The organism is Paraburkholderia sp. IW21 (assembly GCF_041321145.1).
Classification (GTDB): domain Bacteria; phylum Pseudomonadota; class Gammaproteobacteria; order Burkholderiales; family Burkholderiaceae; genus Paraburkholderia.
Genome location: NZ_JBGGWA010000001.1, coordinates 339,851 through 356,497, shown reverse-complemented (window position 1 = coordinate 356,497; position 16,647 = coordinate 339,851). Strand labels below are relative to the sequence as shown.

Below are 16,647 nucleotides of genomic sequence, written 5' to 3'. Positions count from 1 at the left end.
TCAGCCTGCTGCCTTGGCGTTCGGGTCCATGTAGATCAGTTCCCAGATGTGCCCGTCGATATCTTCGAAGCCGTGCCCGTACATGAAACCGTAGTCTTGTGGCGCACGCGGAGCCGCGCCGCCTGCGGCGAGCGCCTTCGCGACCAGCGCATCCACCTCGCCACGGCTCTCGCAGGACAGGCCCAACAGCGCCTCGGTGCTTTCCTTTGGATTGCAAAGCGACTTGCGCGTGAAGGACTGGAACAAGTCCTTGACCAGCAGCATCGCGTAGAGGTTCTCGCCGAGGATCAGACACGCGGCCTGCTCGTTGGTGAATTGCGGCTCGAAACTGAAACCGATCGCGCTGAAAAAGGCTTTCGACCGTTCGAGATTGTCGACGGCGAGATTGACGTAGATTTGCTTATGCATGATGGAATCCATTGATCGGGTTGTGTGCCGGATGGCGGCGGCGTCACGCTCGGCGGCGCCCTCTGATCGGCGTCAGGATCAACGCTTGGTCGCGTTCAGTTCACGGAAGCGATCCACTTCGGGGCCCGGTTCGAAGTCTTCGAGTTCGAACAACTGCCGCACTTCGATTTCGCCGTCGGCCTGTTCGCCGAACGGTGCGGGAAAGCGCCGCGCCCACTCCATCGCTTCTTCGCGAGAGCGGACCTGGATCAGCGTGTAACCGGCAATCAGTTCCTTGGTTTCCGCGAACGGACCGTCGATTACCGTGCGCTTGCCGCCGCTGTAGCGGACGCGCCAGCCTTTCGAGCTCGGTTGCAAGCCCGTTGCGTCGAGCAGCACGCCGGCCTTGGCCAGTTCCTCGTGATACGTGCCCATGGCGGCCATCAGGGATTCGTCCGGCATCCCGCCGGCTTCGCTGACGGCTGTCGCCTTCACTATGATCATGAACCGCATCGCAATTGCTCCTTGGGTTGTGAGTTCGAAAGCCGTCGCCTGTTTGCTGGCCCCTTACTCACACGACGAGCGATGCGCGGCCGGATCGACACATCTGTCGCTATGCCAGGGAAAACCCCATATGAACAGCAGAAAATGTACGAACCCGCTTACTCGAAACACGGCCCGAGTTTGCGGACTTCAACGGTGCACCACGACGCCGCCGGGCAGGCTTGCGCAATCGCCACCGCTTCTTCACGGGTTTCACAATTGAGCAGGAAAAAGCCACCGATCATTTCCTTGGCTTCGGCGAAGGGGCCGTCGAGCAGCTTCGGCTGACCGTCGCGCACCTGCACGCGCACAGCGTCACTGGACGAGGTCAGCGATTCGGCGGCGAGCAGTTTGCCGCGCTCCTTGAGGTCGGCGGCAAAACGTACCATCTGATCGTAGACCTCGCGCCCCGCGTGCTCGCCGCGTTCGATGCGTTGATGCGGGGGTTCGACGATAAGCAGCATGTAGGACATAGCGTCTCCGATTGATCGCGCCGCGGACGTCGGCGCCCGGCAGGCAGGCATACGACGGCAAAAGCGCGCTTGCGTTTAGTTTGCGAGAGCCAGTCTAACAAGCACGGATAACTCGAGCAAACCCGTTTCAGCGCCCGCGCGGCGGCGGATCGCACGCCCTACGGACACTCGTAATACGGACGCGGCATGGGGTTTGCTGAAACGGTGGTATCGACAAACATCCGAGGTGACACCATGCGGAATCGATCTGGTCTGGGCGTCAGTGCGATCGCATTGGCGCTGCTGGCATTCACGACAGGCTGCACGCTTGGCGGCGCGGCGGCGGGCGGCGTTATCGGCAACGAGGCGACCCATCACAGCACAGTCGGCACGGTCGGCGGCGCAGTGGTGGGCGGGGTGATTGGATACGAGTTGGGCAAATAATTGAAAGGCTGAACCGATTCGTTCGCAGAACATGGCGGGCGTCCTCCAGCGCGTGATGGGGTGGCCGCAGCGCTGGTCCGCGAAGCCGCGAAGTTCGGTAAGGACCAAGGATGGAAACGACGCGACGTTGGGCTCCTGACCAACCCGTTGGGCTCGAGCGCTTGCGTTCTACCCATCCGCGAGGTTTGACGAGGGTGGACCACGGTTGCGTCTTGACTTGTGATTGACTCAACCGTCGCCCCGCAAACTCGCAGGCCAAAGTATCAAACCCGCGAGTTTGCATCAACGACGCATCAAGACGCTTTTTCCAGTTTCACGATCGTCATCGTGCCGTCGACGTCTTCAATACGGACCTTGACCTTGTCGCCTTCGTGAATCCGCTTGACCATCGAAGCATCCTTCGCCTTGAAGGCCATGGTCATTGCCGGCATCCCAACGTTCCGCAGCGCGCCGTGTTTCAGCGTGATCATGCCAGAGGCCGGGTCGACCTTTCTCACCTCCGCATCAGTGAGCGCCGCATTCGACGACTCCATTGAAGCCGCCGGTTTCGCGGACATGTTCATCCCCGCCATATCGTCGCCCGCAAACGCAGGTGCCGCGGCAATGGCGCCGAGAGCAGCCAACGCAACAATCAATGTCTTCATCAAATCTCTCCAGTTTGAGTTGTTGGCACGGTTGTGCCGGAAGGTACTGCATGAGAAGGCCGCGCGTCGGACAGACGCTTCGCGCGGCGGCGTTGCAGCAGGAACCACGCTGCGGGAATCACCAGCATCGAAAGGATGGGGGCCGTGATCATCCCGCCGACCATCGGTGCAGCGATGCGCTGCATGACTTCCGAGCCGGCGCCGTGTCCGACCATGATGGGGATGAGACCGGCAAGCACGACGGCGACCGTCATCGCCTTGGGACGCACACGCTGCACGGCCCCCTCGCGAATCGCATCGAGAAGCACCGCCTCGGTCAGCGGCTCGCCTGCATCGAGCCTGCGATTCAATGCGCCCTTCAGATAAAGCAGCATGACGACACCGAACTCCGCGGCCACGCCCGCGAGCGCAATGAATCCCACGGCCGTCGCGACCGACACCGCATGCCCCAGCATCCAGATGAACCAGAAGCCGCCGACCAGTGCGAACGGCACCGTCGACATCAGCAGCAGCGCGTCAGCAACGGAGTTGAACGTCAGGAACAGCAGCACGAAAATGACAACCAGCGTCACGGGAATCACAGTGCGCAACTTCGCCGCCGCTCGCTCCAGATATTCGAACTGACCGGACCACGCTATCGAATACCCCGCGGGAAGCGTCACCTTCTCGGCGACCGCGCGCTGCATGGCCTGCACGGCCGAATGCAGGTCCGTGTCGCGGATATCGACGTAGACGTAACCGGCGAGCCGTGCGTTCTCACTGCGAATCATCGGCGGGCCGTCGGCAATCGTGATGTGCGCCACGTCAGCTAGTCGGATTTGCGCGCCACGGTCTGTCACGACCGGCAGATCGCGCAGCTTCTCGAGCGAATCGCGAATCTCGCGCGGATAGCGGATGTTGATCGGAAAGCGCTCCCGGCCTGCAATCACTTCGCCGACGTTTTCGCCACCCACCGCCGTGGACACGATCGACTGGATGTCCGCAACCGCGAGGCCGTAACGTGCCGCTGCCAGCCGGTCGATATCGACGTCGACGTATCTGCCGCCGTTCAACCGCTCGGCCAACGCCGACGTCACACCGGGCACGGTCTTGACCGCCGCTTCGACCTGCGTTGCGACCTTGTCGATTTGCCCAAGATCGGGGCCCGAAATCTTGACGCCGACCGGCGTCTTGATACCCGTCGACAGCATGTCCAACCGATTGCGGATAGGCGGAACCCACACGTTCGAGAGCCCCGGCACTTTGACGGTGCGGTCCAGTTCGTCGACCAGCTTCTCCGGCGTCATGCCGGGCCGCCACTCGCTGCGCGGCTTGAACTGAATCGTGGTCTCGAACATCTCGAGCGGCGCGGGGTCGGTCGCCGTGTCGGCGCGGCCGGACTTGCCGAACACGGTCTGCACCTCGGGGACGGTCTTGATGAGCCGGTCAGTCTGCTGCAGCAGTTCACTCGCTTTCGCAGCCGAGATGCCTGGCAGCGCCGTCGGCATGTACAGCAGATCGCCTTCGTCGAGCGGCGGCATGAATTCGCCGCCGAGCTGCGAAAGCGGAATCACCGAAGCGGCGAGCGCAACCACCGCCAGCCCGATCGCGAACCATGGACGGCGCAACGTCGCCTCCAGCAACGGCCGGTATAGCCGGATCAGCACGCGATTGATGGGGTTTGCGTTCTCGTGCGGAATGCGCCCGCGGATCAGCAAACCCATCAACACCGGCACCAACGTCACCGAGAGCCCCGCCGCCGCCGCGATCGTGTAGGTCTTCGTGAACGCCAGCGGGGAAAACAGCTTGCCTTCCTGGCCTTCGAGCGAGAAGACCGGGATAAACGACAGCGTGATGACGAGCAACGAGAAGAACAGCGCCGGTCCGACCTCGGCCGCCGACGTGGCGATGAGTTCCCAGCGTTCAACCGACGTGATCGCCCTGCCGGGATGCTCGTGCTCGAACGTTTCGAGATGCTTGTGCGCGTTCTCGATCATCACGATGGCCGCGTCGATCATCGCGCCGATGGCAATCGCAATGCCGCCCAGCGACATCAGATTCGCGTTCACGCCTTGATACCGCATCACGATGAAGGCGGCCAGCACGCCCAATGGCAGCGACAGGATGGCGACGAACGCACTGCGCAGATGGAATAGAAAGACCGCGCAGACGAGCCCGACAATGATGAATTCCTCGACGAGCTTATCCTTCAGGTTGTCCACCGCGCGTTCGATCAGCTGTGAGCGGTCGTACGTCGTCACGACTTCGACGCCCGCGGGCAGCGAACGTTTCAGGTCGACGAGCCTGGCCTTCACCGCGTCGATGGTCGTGAGCGCGTTCTTGCCGGAGCGCATCACGATGACACCGCCCGCCACTTCGCCCTGACCGTTCAGCTCTGCGATGCCACGCCGCATCTCGGGTCCGATCTGAATGCGCGCGACGTCGCCAAGGAGCACGGGCGTCCCTGCTTCGTTCGTACGCAGTACGACATGGCGGAAGTCATCGAGGGTGCGCAGATAGCCGGACGAGCGCACCATGTATTCGGACTCCGCCATCTCGACGACGGACCCGCCCGACTCCTGATTCGCCTTGCCTAATGCGTCGGCGACCATCGCCTGCGTGATGCCGTACGCGCGCAGCTTGTCCGGGTCGAGAACAACCTGGTACTGACGCACCATGCCGCCGATGCTCGCCACCTCGGACACATCCGGTACTGACTTCAGCTCGAACTTCAGGAACCAGTCGTTCAGGGCGCGAAGCTGTCCCAGGTCGTGCTGTCCGCTCCTGTCGACGAGTGCATATTCGTAGACCCAGCCGACCCCGGTTGCATCGGGCCCGAGCGATACCGTCGCGCCCTGCGGCAGCCTGCCCTGCACCTGATTCAGATACTCGAGCACGCGGGAACGCGCCCAATACTGGTCGGTTTTGTCGTCGAAGAGGACATAGACGAACGCATCGCCGAACGACGAATAGGCGCGAATGGTTTTCGCCCCCGGTACACCCAGCAGCGTCGTGGTGAGGGGATACGTCACCTGGTCCTCGACGACCTGCGGCGCTTTGCCCGGGTACGAAGCCTTGATGATGACCTGCGTGTCGGATAGGTCAGGCAGCGCATCGAGCGGCGTTTGAGTCACCGAGTAGACGCCCCACGCGGTAACGAGCACGGTGGCAAGCAGCACCAGAAAACGGTTGTGGATAGACCACCTGATAAGACGCGCGATCATTTGACGCCTCCTGCCGGTTCGACTGTCGTCAACTGGTAGCCGCTGTCCGTCTGCCGGAATCCGAAGTGCACCACGTCACCGGGCTTTGCGTCCGGAAAGGCCGTCGGCGATGGTTTGCCGAATGCCATCGTCATCTTGCCCCAGCCCAGGGCAGGGACCGGCTGGTGGGAGAACGTGATGTCTTCGGCGGTCACCTTTTCGACCCTGCCGGTGGTCTCGTACGTGGGCGACGCGCCGGCTGCGGCGGGCGCGGACGCGGGCGCGTTCGGGCCTGCGTTTGCGCTGCTCTCCAGGCGAGGAAGAACCGACTTCAAGCTGGCTTCCGAGTCGATCAGAAACTGGCCTGACGCCACGACCTGATCGCCATCGGCCAAGCCGCTCAACACTTCGGTTTCGTCGCCTGCATCTTTGCCGATGGTGACATTCACCGGCTGCAAACGGCCGTCTCCGTTCCTGACGATAACCATGGTGCGTTTGCCGGTCGTGATGACCGCCTCGGACGGAACGAGCAGACGCGAGGCCGGTTTCTGCCCGCCGACCCGCACGCGCATCAGCATGCCGGGCGTCAGCTTGAACGCGGCGTTGTCGATCTCGAGACGAGCCTGCAGCGTGCGGCTGCCGGTACTGATGCCCGGCAGAATTTCGCGAATCTGCCCTTTGAAACGCTGGGTGGGATCGCCCGCGAATGCCGCGTCCACCGTCATGCCGGGCTGCACCGTCAGTGCCAGGGATTCCGGTATTTCGACGATGAGCCACAGCTTCGAGAGGCCGGCGACCTTGGCGAGCGTCTGGCCGGGCGTCACCATGGCGCCGTCGCGGACGTTCAGCTCGCTAACAACGCCCGTTTCCGGGGACGTCAACACGATATGCGTCTGCGCCTTTCCAGTCCGGTCGAGGTTCGCGACGACACCGTCAGGTATCGACATCGCCCGCATGCGCGCGCGAGCGGCTTCGAGCATGCTGCTGTCCATACCGCTGCGTTTGAGAGCGAGGTACTCTTCCTGCGGCGCCAGCCAGTCCGGCACGAAGAGCGACGCAATCGGCGCGCCTTTCGCTATCCGCTGCATTGGGGCGCCCGCGTACAGGTGGTCTATGTAACCCGTGACGCGTGACTGCACGACGTCTGAACGCGATTCGTCGAATTGCGTGGTTCCAACGGCATCGAATCCTTCGGCGATGCTCTGCCGCCGTGCCGTTGCGTAGCGAATGCCGAGGTTCTGCTGCAAGCCCGGGTCGATTCTAATGCCGCTCGTGCCTGCGTCATCGGCGAAAACCGGTTCGAGTTGCATGTCCATGAAAGGCGACTTGCCGGGTTTGTCGAAATGCTGCTTCGGAACCATCGGGTCGTGCCAGTACAGCACCTTGCGCCCCGTCTTCGGATCGGTCTTGTCGCCCGCAGCGGACGTCGTCGCGGCTGAAGCCGAACCGGCCTGCACGGCATGACGCGCGCCCGCCAGGTAGCCTGCGCCTGACAAAGCGGCGGCGGCGAATGCAACGAGGGCCGCACGCGCCAGTTGTTTCTTTTGCATGGTGTTCTCCTTCACTGGCTGATGGACATCGACGCGGGCACCACCTGATATTCGAGCTGGGCCCAGGTCTGGGACACCTCGCGCCGAAGGTCGAGCACCTGTAACTGGGCGTCGAGCAACGCACGCCTCGCAGCAAACGCGTCCGCGAGCGACCCGCTACCCGTCTTATAGGCTGCGGCAGCAAGCTGGACGCGCCGGTCCGCAGCAGGCAGCAGAAAGTCGGTGAGATGGGTAATGCGCTCGCGGCCGCTGGCGAGCGTTGCCGACTGCGTACGGATATCCGCTTCGACTTGCCGCTGTGCGTCTTCGTACATCAGCCGTGCCTTGGTGCCCAGCTCCGCCTTTTCGGCGGCGTCGCGGTCCTGGCGATTCTTGCGATTGATCGGCAGCGGGATGCTGACGCCGACCGAAACCATGTTCGAGTACTGCCCGCCACGCTGCTGATAAGAGACTTCCCACGTCCAGTTGGGACTGCGGTCGCTGTTGGCGACGGCCGTATCGGCGTCGGCGACTGCGATGTCCCGCGAAGCTGCAATGAGCAATGGCTGAACGTCACGAAGCTCATCGGGCGGCAGGGACGCCACATACGATTGCGGCGCGGGCGGATCGCCGCTTACATCGAGAACAGGCGTAGCCGTCCAGCGGGCCAGACTGATCAGTGCGGTTTGAAATGTCTGTTGTGCTTTGAGCAACTGATCCTGCGTTTGCGCGAGCATCGCCTGGGCTTGTACGACGTCGGCTGCCGTCGCCTTCGCTCCACGGTAAGACGCTTTCGTTGCGTCCAGTTCGTGGTCCATATGACGCACCAGTTCCTGCTGCAAGGCGAGCGCCTGCTTTGCATAGACGGCGTTCAGCCACGCAGCAGCCGTTTGCTGCCGTGTATTCACGAGCTGCAGCAGATATCCGGCTCGCTCGCGGTCCACCACGTCGTCAGCCCGCGCGGAGCGCAGGCGTCGCTTGTCACCCGATACCCATTCCTGCTCGACGCCAATACGGCGCATGGTCATGAAGTCCTGACCGATGGTGAACCGTTGCGCCCCGTTTACCGGCAGGTTGTCGATACCTGCTTTGAGCATCGGGTCAGGCAACTGCCCGGCACGGGCCGCGGCATCGGAACTGGCGCGCACGGATGCCTGTGCCGCACCCATGGCGGAAGAGCGGTCGGTCGCGGCCTGCAGCGCTGCATCGAGCGTATAGCTTGCTTCCTGAGCGTGTGCCGCGCCGCTCGCAATAATCAGCGCGGCGAACAGCGAACGCGCGCGCAGTGGTGCACGCCGGGTTGACGGCGTGCGAAGAATGAATGGCATGTTCTAACCCCAACGGCGAACTCCCAAAGGGAGTCCACGTCCTGGACGCAGGACGACCTCACCGCAAATGCGGTGACCCTGTCAGCAAGGGATTAGATGGCGCGAGGAGGTCGCCACGGCCCGGTCGGCTCACGGACCGGCAGCGACTGGGCATAGTGGAAGACAACGGTGCTCGATAACCCGGCAGGCCGGGTTATGCCGGTCGGAGAGACCGGGTGATACAGACTGCCGAGCTGGCATTGAGCTGCTACCTTGCAGAAAAAGCGCTTGGCCTTTTCGGTCTGCGATGAATGCATCGACTCGCAGCCGGGCATTTCGGCCGACACCGAATCGCCTTCGTCGGCGCTCATGCTCATCTGCATGGGACATTCTCCCGTCAAGCCGCTGGCCGCCAGCCCACTAATGGGCAGCGCAGCGCACAGCAACAGGAGGATCACAGTCCGCAGAAATTTCATGAGGGAGATTATAGCCGCGGTGTTTTGACCGGGTGCGTCTGATTTGCTAACCGCAGGATTTGCGCAGATGTAAAAAACGCCCCATGTGGGGCGTTTCTCGCTTTTGCGTTGGTCGTGCGTTGGTCGTGCGTTAGTCGCCGCAGAACGCGACCTCGCCTAGACCGTCGCTTCGACAACGGCCTGCGCGCGGGCCGATCTCATCAACCCCTCGATCATCTTGGCTTCCGCGTTCGCGATCTCGCTCAACGATGCGACGGACAGTTGCCCGTCCAGAATCGTCAGCGCCGTGCAAAGACGGGGGTATTCGTGGTCCTCGAGAATCCATGCGCCGTTGCGACGCTCACGCACGTCGAGCTGAACCATCGCCGCATGCGCGCCTTCGATATCGGCAAGCAGATCCTCTCCAAGACCAAGACGCGCCAACTCTTGCGCCACCAGCAAATGCCGGCTCAAAGTCACGTACATTTCCCGCGTGCCATGCCCGCGCCGAAATGCATCGAGGGCGGTGTAGCACTGCAGAAGCATGGCCGCGGTGACTGGTTTGTGAGCGGTGCGGCTATAGGTCAGCGCGCGCAACAGTGGAGACATGGCCGGCTGGGTGGACTTGCGGACTCGCGATTTACTGGACATATCGATTAATCTCCTTCGCTAACGCTCGGCTTCGCCATCGAATTCTGTGCTCTACGGTGGCAAACGCCGCCGATACCCCGGCGGCTTGACAGGCCCTTAATGTGAGTCTGTGAAGCCATCATGGCAAGCAACTATTAAGACAGACTTAAACGACTAAAAGTCTCGTTTAGGGGTGACATCTCGCCGCGCGCAAGCGGATTTCCCGCCGAAGCCGCCCGCGAAAATGCAACGCTGCCCTATCGGTTCGAAACGGCCGAATACAAGTCGCATTGCCGCACTGACGAAAAAAAGCCCTGTTCCCGTGGGGGAACAGGGCCGGACAGGATGGAAGAGTCGTACAGGCGCGTGGATGCTTGCCGACCTATAACCACCGCAAACAAAACAAAGCTGTTGCTACTTGAACTGCCGCTGCATCACAGCCGGGTCCTTCGCCTTCGACAACACCTGGCTGCAACCCCCTGCTGATTCGCGCGCTGGGTGCTTAGATTGCGCGCTGTTTGCATTGCTTCGACTTCCTACTGCTTTACTGCCCTGCCGCGTACTACAACCGCGGCAACTGCCATCAACGGTACGGTTCAAAACAACGCGGGGGAAGTCCGCGTCGATGGGCTCGGTGACTTGTCGCTCCATGGAAAACAGTTTATGTGAGCGCGGCCGCAGGCAATTGCGCGAAGCGAGGGGAATTGGCAGGTCAGTTTGGCGAATCGACGTAGCGGGGCGATTTGTTCAGATTTGGGGCGGAAATAAGCGGCGCGCGCCGCCGCGCGGCCGCACGAGGGCGGTCGCGGCTATTCCCCGCCAGCCAACTTGTCGCGGGCGGCTTCAATCGTGCGCCCAGTCTGCTGAATCGCGTCAGTCCTCAGCCCCGCGCGACAAAATCGGTGATCGTCAGCAGCACCTTTTCGCCCGGCCGCGCCAGCATTTTTCTTTCGGCCACCGCGGTGATGCGCTTGCGCCCATCCGCGAACGTCTTCAATACGCGCGCCTCGCCGGCGCCGCGCTGCAACCAGAAGTGCTGTTCCAACGCCTCACGCGTGACGGCGCACTCAAGGTCCCGTCCTCGCGCGGAAAGCTGGAAAATCACCGCGCGTCCGTCTGCCGAGACGCTAGGTTGTTCAAGCTCAATAATCTCCATGGCCCACCTCGCAAAGTTCGTTGCGCCGCTCGATCAGCGAATGAGGCAAAAGCAAACCGCATGCCAATGAACATATAACGTGCACCGCCGGTCGTCATGACAGCGGCGCAAACGAGATGCGCGCCGCGGCTGGCGAGCTGCAAACGTAGCGTGCGCTTGAGATGGCCAGCGTGACAGTGCGCTTATCCACATAGGCACTAAACGTCGGCAAACGGCACCCCGCGTTCGTCGAACAATGAAGTCGAGAGGTTCGAAACATACGCGCGTAGTAAAAAGCGCTGCCGGCGCGACAATTCTTACCAGGCCGACGCGTTGCCGGTCACGCTCAAGGTGCTCAAGGGCACGCCCGCGAAGCGCCTATGCGAACGACTCGGCTTCGAAACCGTCGGCGAAGATGAAAGACAGTTTCACATGAGAGGCGCGCCGCGCGCGTCGGCGGAAACTCAAGCAGAATGAATGTCTGGTAAAGACTGATGCGAACCGACACGCAATGGACCCTGTTATGACCTTTCGCGACACCTCAGCCATCGGCAACTGGCACGCTCACGTTTATTTCGATTCGAGCAGCCGCGACGCCGCGTGGGCCTTTCGCGAGCAGATCGAAGCGCACTGGAACGGCAAGCTGCAGCTGGGCCGCTTTCACGAACGTCCGGTGGGGCCGCATCCGATGTGGTCGTATCAGCTCGCATTCGCACAAGAGCGGTTCGCCGAACTCGTCGGCTGGCTCACGCTGAATCACGGCGCACTCGATATTTTTCTGCACCCGAATACCGGCGACGCCTTGCGCGACCACCGCGACGCGGCAGTGTGGATCGGCCACTCGCACGAGCTGGTGCTGAGCGCGTTGAACTAGCTCAGAGTGAGCCGTGACGCGACCGCCGCGACATCAGCGCGGCGTCGACTGGGGTTGACAGGTGTGTTCATCGGCAGAATTCGGGCAGCGCCAACGGTTTTGGCGGTCTGCGAAGATTCTAGCGCGAGCGCCCGGTTTTCCGTTTGCAGGCTTGCCGGGCTCCGGGCGTGCAAGTCATTATCGCGGCGGCGTTTGCAGGGCATCGATCAAATCGACCAGATCGTAAGGCTTGCGTAACGAGATCGCGTGCGGCAATACCGTGCGCTGTTCCGGCGTCAGCACGAGATCATAGCCGGTCAGAAAAATCACGCGCAGATCGGGCCGGTCGCGGCACACGTCCAGCGCCAGATCGACACCTGACATCCCCGCAAGCCCCACGTCGGTCAACATTACATTGATCGCATGTTCGCTGAGAATCTGCCTGGCGTCAGGCTCACCTTCGGCTTCCAGAACGTCGAAGTCGAAAGTACGCAGCAGCTCCGCCGTTCCCACGCGAATCAGCTCGTCGTCCTCCACCAGCAGAATCCGCAGCCGAGCATCCCCGGCGACGCTGTCGCCGCGCTCCAGCGCGACTGGCGCGTCGATCTGCAGATCTTGCGGATCGAGCATGCCGAGTTCCGCCGCATGCGGATTCTGGGTTTGCAGCACATAGCGGACTTTGCGCGCCAACGCTTCGTGCGTGTACGGCTTGCTGAGCAACTCGATACCCGCGTCGAGCCGCCCGGAGTGCACGATCGCGTTATCCGTATAACCCGACGTAAACAGCACCGCGATCGCCGGCAACCGCTCGCGCGCCTTGCGGGCGAGTTCGGTGCTGCGCAGCGGACCGGGCATCACCACGTCGGTAAACAACATATCGATCGGCACGCCACTTTCGACGATCGCCAGCGCGCTTTGCGCGTCTTTCGCTTTCAGCACGCGGTAACCGAGATCAGACAGCATTTCGACCACCGTGGCGCGCACGTCCTCATCATCCTCGACGATCAGAATCGTTTCCGTGCCGCCCTTCGCGGGGCCGGCGTCGACATTGGTTTCGAGATCTTCTTCCTGGCGCACGCGCGGCAGATAGATGCGAATCGTCGTGCCGTGGCCTTCCTCGCTGTAGATCTTCACGTGGCCGCCGGACTGCTTGACGAAGCCATACACCATGCTTAATCCAAGACCCGTGCCCTGACCTTCGGGTTTGGTCGTGAAGAACGGTTCGAACACGCGCTCGCGCACTTCCGGCGACATCCCCGCACCGGTATCCGTGACCGCGAGCATCACATATTGGCCCGGCGTGACCTCTGCATTGCGCTTGGCGTAAGCGTCGTCGAGCGCGGCGTTGCCGGCTTCGATGGTGAGCCTGCCGTGGCCGCTCATGGCGTCGCGCGCGTTGATCGCCAGATTGAGCAGCGCGTTCTCGACCTGGAAAGGATCGACCAGCGTATTCCACAAGCCGCCCGACACGATGGTTTCGATTTCGACGCCGTCGCCGAGCGCGCGCCGCAGCATGTCGTCGAGTCCGCGCACGAAGCGGCCAAGGTTGACGACCTTCGGCGCGAGCGGCTGCCGCCGGCCGAAAGCCAGCAATTGCGACGCGAGATTGGCGCCGCGCGCCACGCCCGCCAGCGCATTGCGCACGCGTTGCTCGGGCTTCTCGGAACCGGCAACGTCTTTCGCGAGCAATTGCAGATTGCCGCCGATCACTTGCAGCAGGTTGTTAAAATCGTGCGCGACGCCGCCCGTCAGCTTGCCGATCGCCTCCATCTTCTGCGACATGCGCAGTGCTTCTTCGGCATGCCGCAGCGCCTCGGTGGTTTCCTTGTCGGCGGTGACGTCACGGCCCACGCCATGAATCCGCGCGGTGTCAGGATCGAGCGCGAGCGTCCACGCGACCCAGCGCCAGCTGCCGTCGATCCGCTTGAAGCGGTTTTCGTAACGCACCGGCACACCCGTGCGGCGCAGTTCGGCCAGACGAGCGCGCACGGTTTCGATGTCGTCCGGGTGGACCAGGTCGAAGTACGTATGCGACATCAGCCATGGCGCGTTATGGCCGAGGGCGCTGCTCCACGACGGGCTCACGCGCTGCAGGCGGCCTTCCACGTCAGCCACGATCAGGAGGTCCTCGCTCAGCTCCCAGAGACGATCGCGATCCGCCACCGTCTCGACCACGCGGCGCTCCAGCGTCTCGTTCAGATCGCGCAACGCGTTTTGCGCTTTGGCGCGCTCGGCAATTTCGCTTTGCGCCGCCTGATAGAGCCGTGCATTGTCGATCGCAATCGCCGCCTGCGCCGCGATGCCGGCCAGGATCCGTTCGGCACGCTCGGTAAACACGCCCGCTTCCGGATGGCCGAAAAACAGGCCGCCGACCACTTCGCCATTGCGCGACTGGACCGGCGCGGCCAGATAGCTGCGCACCTTCATATGGCCGGCCGGCATGCCGCGATGCGGCGCGTTATGGCCGTAGCGCGAATCTTGAGTAATGTCGTCGACGCGGACGATGCCCTCGCCATTGAACGTCGGCCCGAATACCGCTGTGTTGCGCGGCATCGGAAACTTCTCGAACGCCTCTTTCGGCACGCCGGAAAGCGTGTACAGCTTGTAGCTGCCGCCCTTGTCGTCCAGCACGTTGTAGAAGAACGAGCCGAACGCGGCGCCGGTCAGTTCGGTTGCGGCGTCGGTCACGATCTGCACCGCGCGCTTCAGATCGAGTTCGGCCGCCACCGTCGAACCGACGCGATTGAGAATTTCGAGCGTGCGCGAGTCCTCGCGCAGCTTCATCTCGGTCTCGCGACGCAGACGGGCGAGTTGCAAATTGCCCGCCACCCGCGCGAGCAGTTCCCGGGCGGAGAACGGCTTGGTCAGATAATCGTCGGCGCCGTGTTCGATGCCGTCGACGCGAGCTTCCTCGCCCGCGCGGGCGGACAGCATTAGCACCGGAGTGTCGCGCAAGTCCGGATCGGCGCGCAGTTCGCGCAGCAGGCCGAAACCGTCGAGGCGCGGCATCATCACATCGGACAGCACCATGTCGGGCGGCGCGGCGCGTGCCGCTTCGAGCGCCGCCTGGCCGTCGGCGGCCAGCTGTACCGTATGGCCCGCCGCACGCAGGATACGGCCCATGTACTCGCGCAGGTCTGCGTTGTCGTCGACCACCAGCAGCCGCGCGACACCCGCCGGCGCAACGTCGGACGCCGTCTCGCCGGCCGGCGCATCGGCCACGATTTCGTTCTCCGGACTCCAGCGCAACGCGGCATCGACATAGCTTCGCGCGTGCTTGCTCATCGCGGCGTGCACGGCGCCATCCACGGCCTGAGGCAGCGCGTCGCCGCTCGGCAACGTGACGGTAAAGCACGCGCCCTCGCCCAAGGTACTGTCGACCTGCACTGTGCCGCCGTGCAACTTCACGAGCTCCTGCACCATCGCGAGGCCGATGCCGCTGCCTTCGACCGAACGACCCGGCGCGCCCACCACACGATGAAATCGCTCGAAGAGGAGCGGTACTTCATCTTCCGCGATGCCGATACCGGAGTCGGTCACGCTGACCTCGGCGCCACCGCCGTCGATCGCGCGGACCGCGACCCGGATCCTGCCGAAGAACGTGAACTTGTAGGCGTTCGACAGCAAATTCATCACGACCTTTTCCCACAGATCGCGGTCGACCTGCACGACGACCGGCGCGGACGGAATCTCCACCGTGAGCTGTAAGCCGGCCGCCTCGATAGCGGACTCGAATAGCGACGCGAGTTCGGCAGTGAACGCGGCGATGTCGGTAGGCTGGGAGTGAATCTGAAGACGTCCCGCCTCGATTCGCGAAAAATCGAGCAATGCGTTGACGAGTTTCAGGAGACGCAAGCCGTTGCGATGCGTGATCTCGATCAGCGAACGGTCGTCGGTTTCTCTGCCCGGACCGGCGATTTCAGCGCTGGCGTCAAGTCGCGGCCTGGCGAGCAGTTCTTCGAGCGGGCCGAGCATCAGCGTCAGCGGCGTGCGGAATTCGTGACTGATGTTCGAGAAAAACGTGGTTTTCGCGCGATCGATTTCAGCGAGCGCCTCCGCGCGCCGCCGCTCTTCCTCGTAAGCCTGCGCGTAGCCGATCGCCGCGCCGATCTGGCCGGCGGTCAGATTCAGGAAACCGCGATAAGCGTCGTCGAACAGACGGCAAGGATTCAGGCCGACGATCAGCAGCACCGCAGGCGCCGAATCACTGCCGGGCGACACCGGCAGAATAACCGCCTGCTCGGGCGTGAGATGCCAGGGGCCGCTCGGCAAAGCTGTGCTGAAACGCTGCGTCAAGCCGCCCACCATGTGCGGAAGCTGGGCCTCCAGCACGTCCGCGAACGGCCATGCCGGCTCGCTGTCCAGACTCATGGATTCGGGCGCGGCTGGATGACCCGGCTCGATGCCGCACGCGCCGACGAGCGTGACCTTACCGCTGCCGGGTTCGCCCGCATACAGCAGCGCGAATGGAAGATCGCGCGGATTCGACTGCAACGCGCGCGCGCTCAGTTCGCACGCCTCACGCCAGTCGCGGCCGTCCGGACTGGCTGCCGCCAGTTCCTTCAACAGCGCCAGTTGCCGTTCGCCGACCACTCTTACGGTGTCGTCGCTATTGGCGCAGATGATGCCGCCAGGCTCGCCGTCGTCGCCGGGAATCGGGCTGTACGAGAAGGTGTAATACGTCTCCTCGGGGAAGCCGTTGCGCTCCATGATGAGCAACTGCTGTTCGACGAAGGTGCCCTCCGCACCCTTGCGGGCAGTATTCAGGAGCGGCTCGATATCGGTCCAGAGTTCGCGCCAAACCACATGGGTAGGCTGACCCAGCGCGACCGGGTGCTTGCCGCCGATGATCGATTTGTACGGGTCGTTGTAAAAATAGAGAAGCTCGTCGCCCCAGCCGATCCAGATTGGCTGACGCGAAGTCAGCATGATGCGAATCGCGATCTTGAGTCCTTGCGGCCAGGTGTCGGGCGCCCCGAGCGCCGTTTGCGTCCAGTCATAGGCGCGGATCAGCGCACCGAGCTCGCCTCCGCCGGCCAGAAACGACGGCATGGTGAAGCTGGCGGGCGAACCCTCCGACATGAAG

General features: G+C 62.9%; 13 protein-coding genes and 1 pseudogene. 3 read left to right on the top strand and 11 right to left on the bottom strand.

Going from position 1 to position 16,647, the window contains the following annotated elements; genetic code table 11:
- The 3 genes from ACAX43_RS01610 to ACAX43_RS01600 all read right to left on the bottom strand — a co-directional run bounded on the left by ACAX43_RS01610 (window position 1) and on the right by ACAX43_RS01600 (window position 1,403).
- Window positions 1–408: a VOC family protein gene (locus ACAX43_RS01610; protein WP_370706669.1), complete on the bottom strand. Its 408-nt coding sequence runs from the start codon at window positions 406–408 to the stop codon at window positions 1–3.
- A 78-nt stretch (window positions 409–486) separates the two neighbouring features.
- Window positions 487–900 carry a YciI family protein gene (locus ACAX43_RS01605; RefSeq protein WP_370706668.1) on the bottom strand — a complete coding sequence of 138 codons (414 nt, stop codon included), beginning with the start codon at window positions 898–900 and terminating at the stop codon, window positions 487–489.
- A gap of 149 nt (window positions 901–1,049) precedes the next feature.
- A complete protein-coding gene (locus ACAX43_RS01600; protein WP_370706667.1) occupies window positions 1,050–1,403 on the bottom strand; it encodes a YciI family protein in 354 nt (117 codons plus the stop codon).
- Between the two features lie 234 nt (window positions 1,404–1,637).
- On the opposite strand from ACAX43_RS01600, the gene ACAX43_RS01595 reads away from it, so the two are divergent.
- Window positions 1,638–1,826: a glycine zipper 2TM domain-containing protein gene (locus ACAX43_RS01595; protein ID WP_370706666.1), complete on the top strand. Its 189-nt coding sequence runs from the start codon at window positions 1,638–1,640 to the stop codon at window positions 1,824–1,826.
- 293 nt (window positions 1,827–2,119) lie between these two features.
- Here the strand turns inward: ACAX43_RS01595 and ACAX43_RS01590 are convergent, their stop codons facing one another.
- From ACAX43_RS01590 to ACAX43_RS01560, 7 genes are all read right to left on the bottom strand, one after another.
- On the bottom strand, window positions 2,120–2,470 hold the full coding sequence (locus ACAX43_RS01590) for a copper-binding protein (protein ID WP_370706665.1): 351 nt from the start codon (window positions 2,468–2,470) through the stop codon (window positions 2,120–2,122).
- Complete coding sequence (locus tag ACAX43_RS01585; protein WP_370706664.1) at window positions 2,470–5,673, bottom strand: efflux RND transporter permease subunit; 3,204 nt, start codon at window positions 5,671–5,673, stop codon at window positions 2,470–2,472. Before ACAX43_RS01585 ends, ACAX43_RS01590 begins: the two co-directional genes overlap by 1 nt.
- Window positions 5,670–7,202: an efflux RND transporter periplasmic adaptor subunit gene (locus ACAX43_RS01580; RefSeq protein WP_370706663.1), complete on the bottom strand. Its 1,533-nt coding sequence runs from the start codon at window positions 7,200–7,202 to the stop codon at window positions 5,670–5,672. The genes ACAX43_RS01585 and ACAX43_RS01580 overlap by 4 nt, the downstream gene beginning before the upstream one ends.
- A gap of 11 nt (window positions 7,203–7,213) precedes the next feature.
- A complete protein-coding gene (locus ACAX43_RS01575) occupies window positions 7,214–8,509 on the bottom strand; it encodes a TolC family protein (RefSeq protein ID WP_370706662.1) in 1,296 nt (431 codons plus the stop codon).
- A 92-nt stretch (window positions 8,510–8,601) separates the two neighbouring features.
- On the bottom strand, window positions 8,602–8,964 hold the full coding sequence (locus ACAX43_RS01570) for a hypothetical protein (RefSeq protein ID WP_370706661.1): 363 nt from the start codon (window positions 8,962–8,964) through the stop codon (window positions 8,602–8,604).
- A 156-nt stretch (window positions 8,965–9,120) separates the two neighbouring features.
- On the bottom strand, window positions 9,121–9,594 hold the full coding sequence (locus tag ACAX43_RS01565; protein ID WP_370706660.1) for a hypothetical protein: 474 nt from the start codon (window positions 9,592–9,594) through the stop codon (window positions 9,121–9,123).
- Window positions 9,595–10,453: 859 nt separating this feature from the next.
- Window positions 10,454–10,729: a DUF1488 domain-containing protein gene (locus ACAX43_RS01560; RefSeq protein WP_370706659.1), complete on the bottom strand. Its 276-nt coding sequence runs from the start codon at window positions 10,727–10,729 to the stop codon at window positions 10,454–10,456.
- A gap of 300 nt (window positions 10,730–11,029) precedes the next feature.
- Here ACAX43_RS01560 and ACAX43_RS01555 point away from each other — a divergent pair.
- A pseudogene (locus ACAX43_RS01555) lies at window positions 11,030–11,185 on the top strand (GNAT family N-acetyltransferase); the annotation flags it as partial.
- 46 nt (window positions 11,186–11,231) lie between these two features.
- Window positions 11,232–11,582, top strand: coding sequence for a DOPA 4,5-dioxygenase family protein (locus ACAX43_RS01550; RefSeq protein ID WP_370706658.1), 351 nt, complete (start codon window positions 11,232–11,234; stop codon window positions 11,580–11,582).
- Between the two features lie 177 nt (window positions 11,583–11,759).
- Here ACAX43_RS01550 and ACAX43_RS01545 read toward each other — a convergent pair whose 3' ends face one another.
- Window positions 11,760–16,643, bottom strand: a complete 4,884-nt coding sequence (locus tag ACAX43_RS01545) for a response regulator (protein ID WP_370707072.1) — start codon at window positions 16,641–16,643, stop codon at window positions 11,760–11,762.
- Window positions 16,644–16,647: the final 4 nt, after the last annotated feature.

Bases quoted from the DNA above. Each gene is read 5' to 3' on its own strand.
- ACAX43_RS01610 (WP_370706669.1), bottom strand. From the start codon at position 408: ATGCATAAGCAAATCTACGTCAATCTCGCCGTCGACAATCTCGAACGG.
- ACAX43_RS01605 (WP_370706668.1), bottom strand. From the start codon at position 900: ATGCGGTTCATGATCATAGTGAAGGCGACAGCCGTCAGCGAAGCCGGC.
- ACAX43_RS01600 (WP_370706667.1), bottom strand. From the start codon at position 1,403: ATGTCCTACATGCTGCTTATCGTCGAACCCCCGCATCAACGCATCGAA.
- ACAX43_RS01595 (WP_370706666.1), top strand. From the start codon at position 1,638: ATGCGGAATCGATCTGGTCTGGGCGTCAGTGCGATCGCATTGGCGCTG.
- ACAX43_RS01590 (WP_370706665.1), bottom strand. From the start codon at position 2,470: ATGAAGACATTGATTGTTGCGTTGGCTGCTCTCGGCGCCATTGCCGCG.
- ACAX43_RS01585 (WP_370706664.1), bottom strand. From the start codon at position 5,673: ATGATCGCGCGTCTTATCAGGTGGTCTATCCACAACCGTTTTCTGGTG.
- ACAX43_RS01580 (WP_370706663.1), bottom strand. From the start codon at position 7,202: ATGCAAAAGAAACAACTGGCGCGTGCGGCCCTCGTTGCATTCGCCGCC.
- ACAX43_RS01575 (WP_370706662.1), bottom strand. From the start codon at position 8,509: ATGCCATTCATTCTTCGCACGCCGTCAACCCGGCGTGCACCACTGCGC.
- ACAX43_RS01570 (WP_370706661.1), bottom strand. From the start codon at position 8,964: ATGAAATTTCTGCGGACTGTGATCCTCCTGTTGCTGTGCGCTGCGCTG.
- ACAX43_RS01565 (WP_370706660.1), bottom strand. From the start codon at position 9,594: ATGTCCAGTAAATCGCGAGTCCGCAAGTCCACCCAGCCGGCCATGTCT.
- ACAX43_RS01560 (WP_370706659.1), bottom strand. From the start codon at position 10,729: ATGGAGATTATTGAGCTTGAACAACCTAGCGTCTCGGCAGACGGACGC.
- ACAX43_RS01550 (WP_370706658.1), top strand. From the start codon at position 11,232: ATGACCTTTCGCGACACCTCAGCCATCGGCAACTGGCACGCTCACGTT.
- ACAX43_RS01545 (WP_370707072.1), bottom strand. From the start codon at position 16,643: ATGTCGGAGGGTTCGCCCGCCAGCTTCACCATGCCGTCGTTTCTGGCC.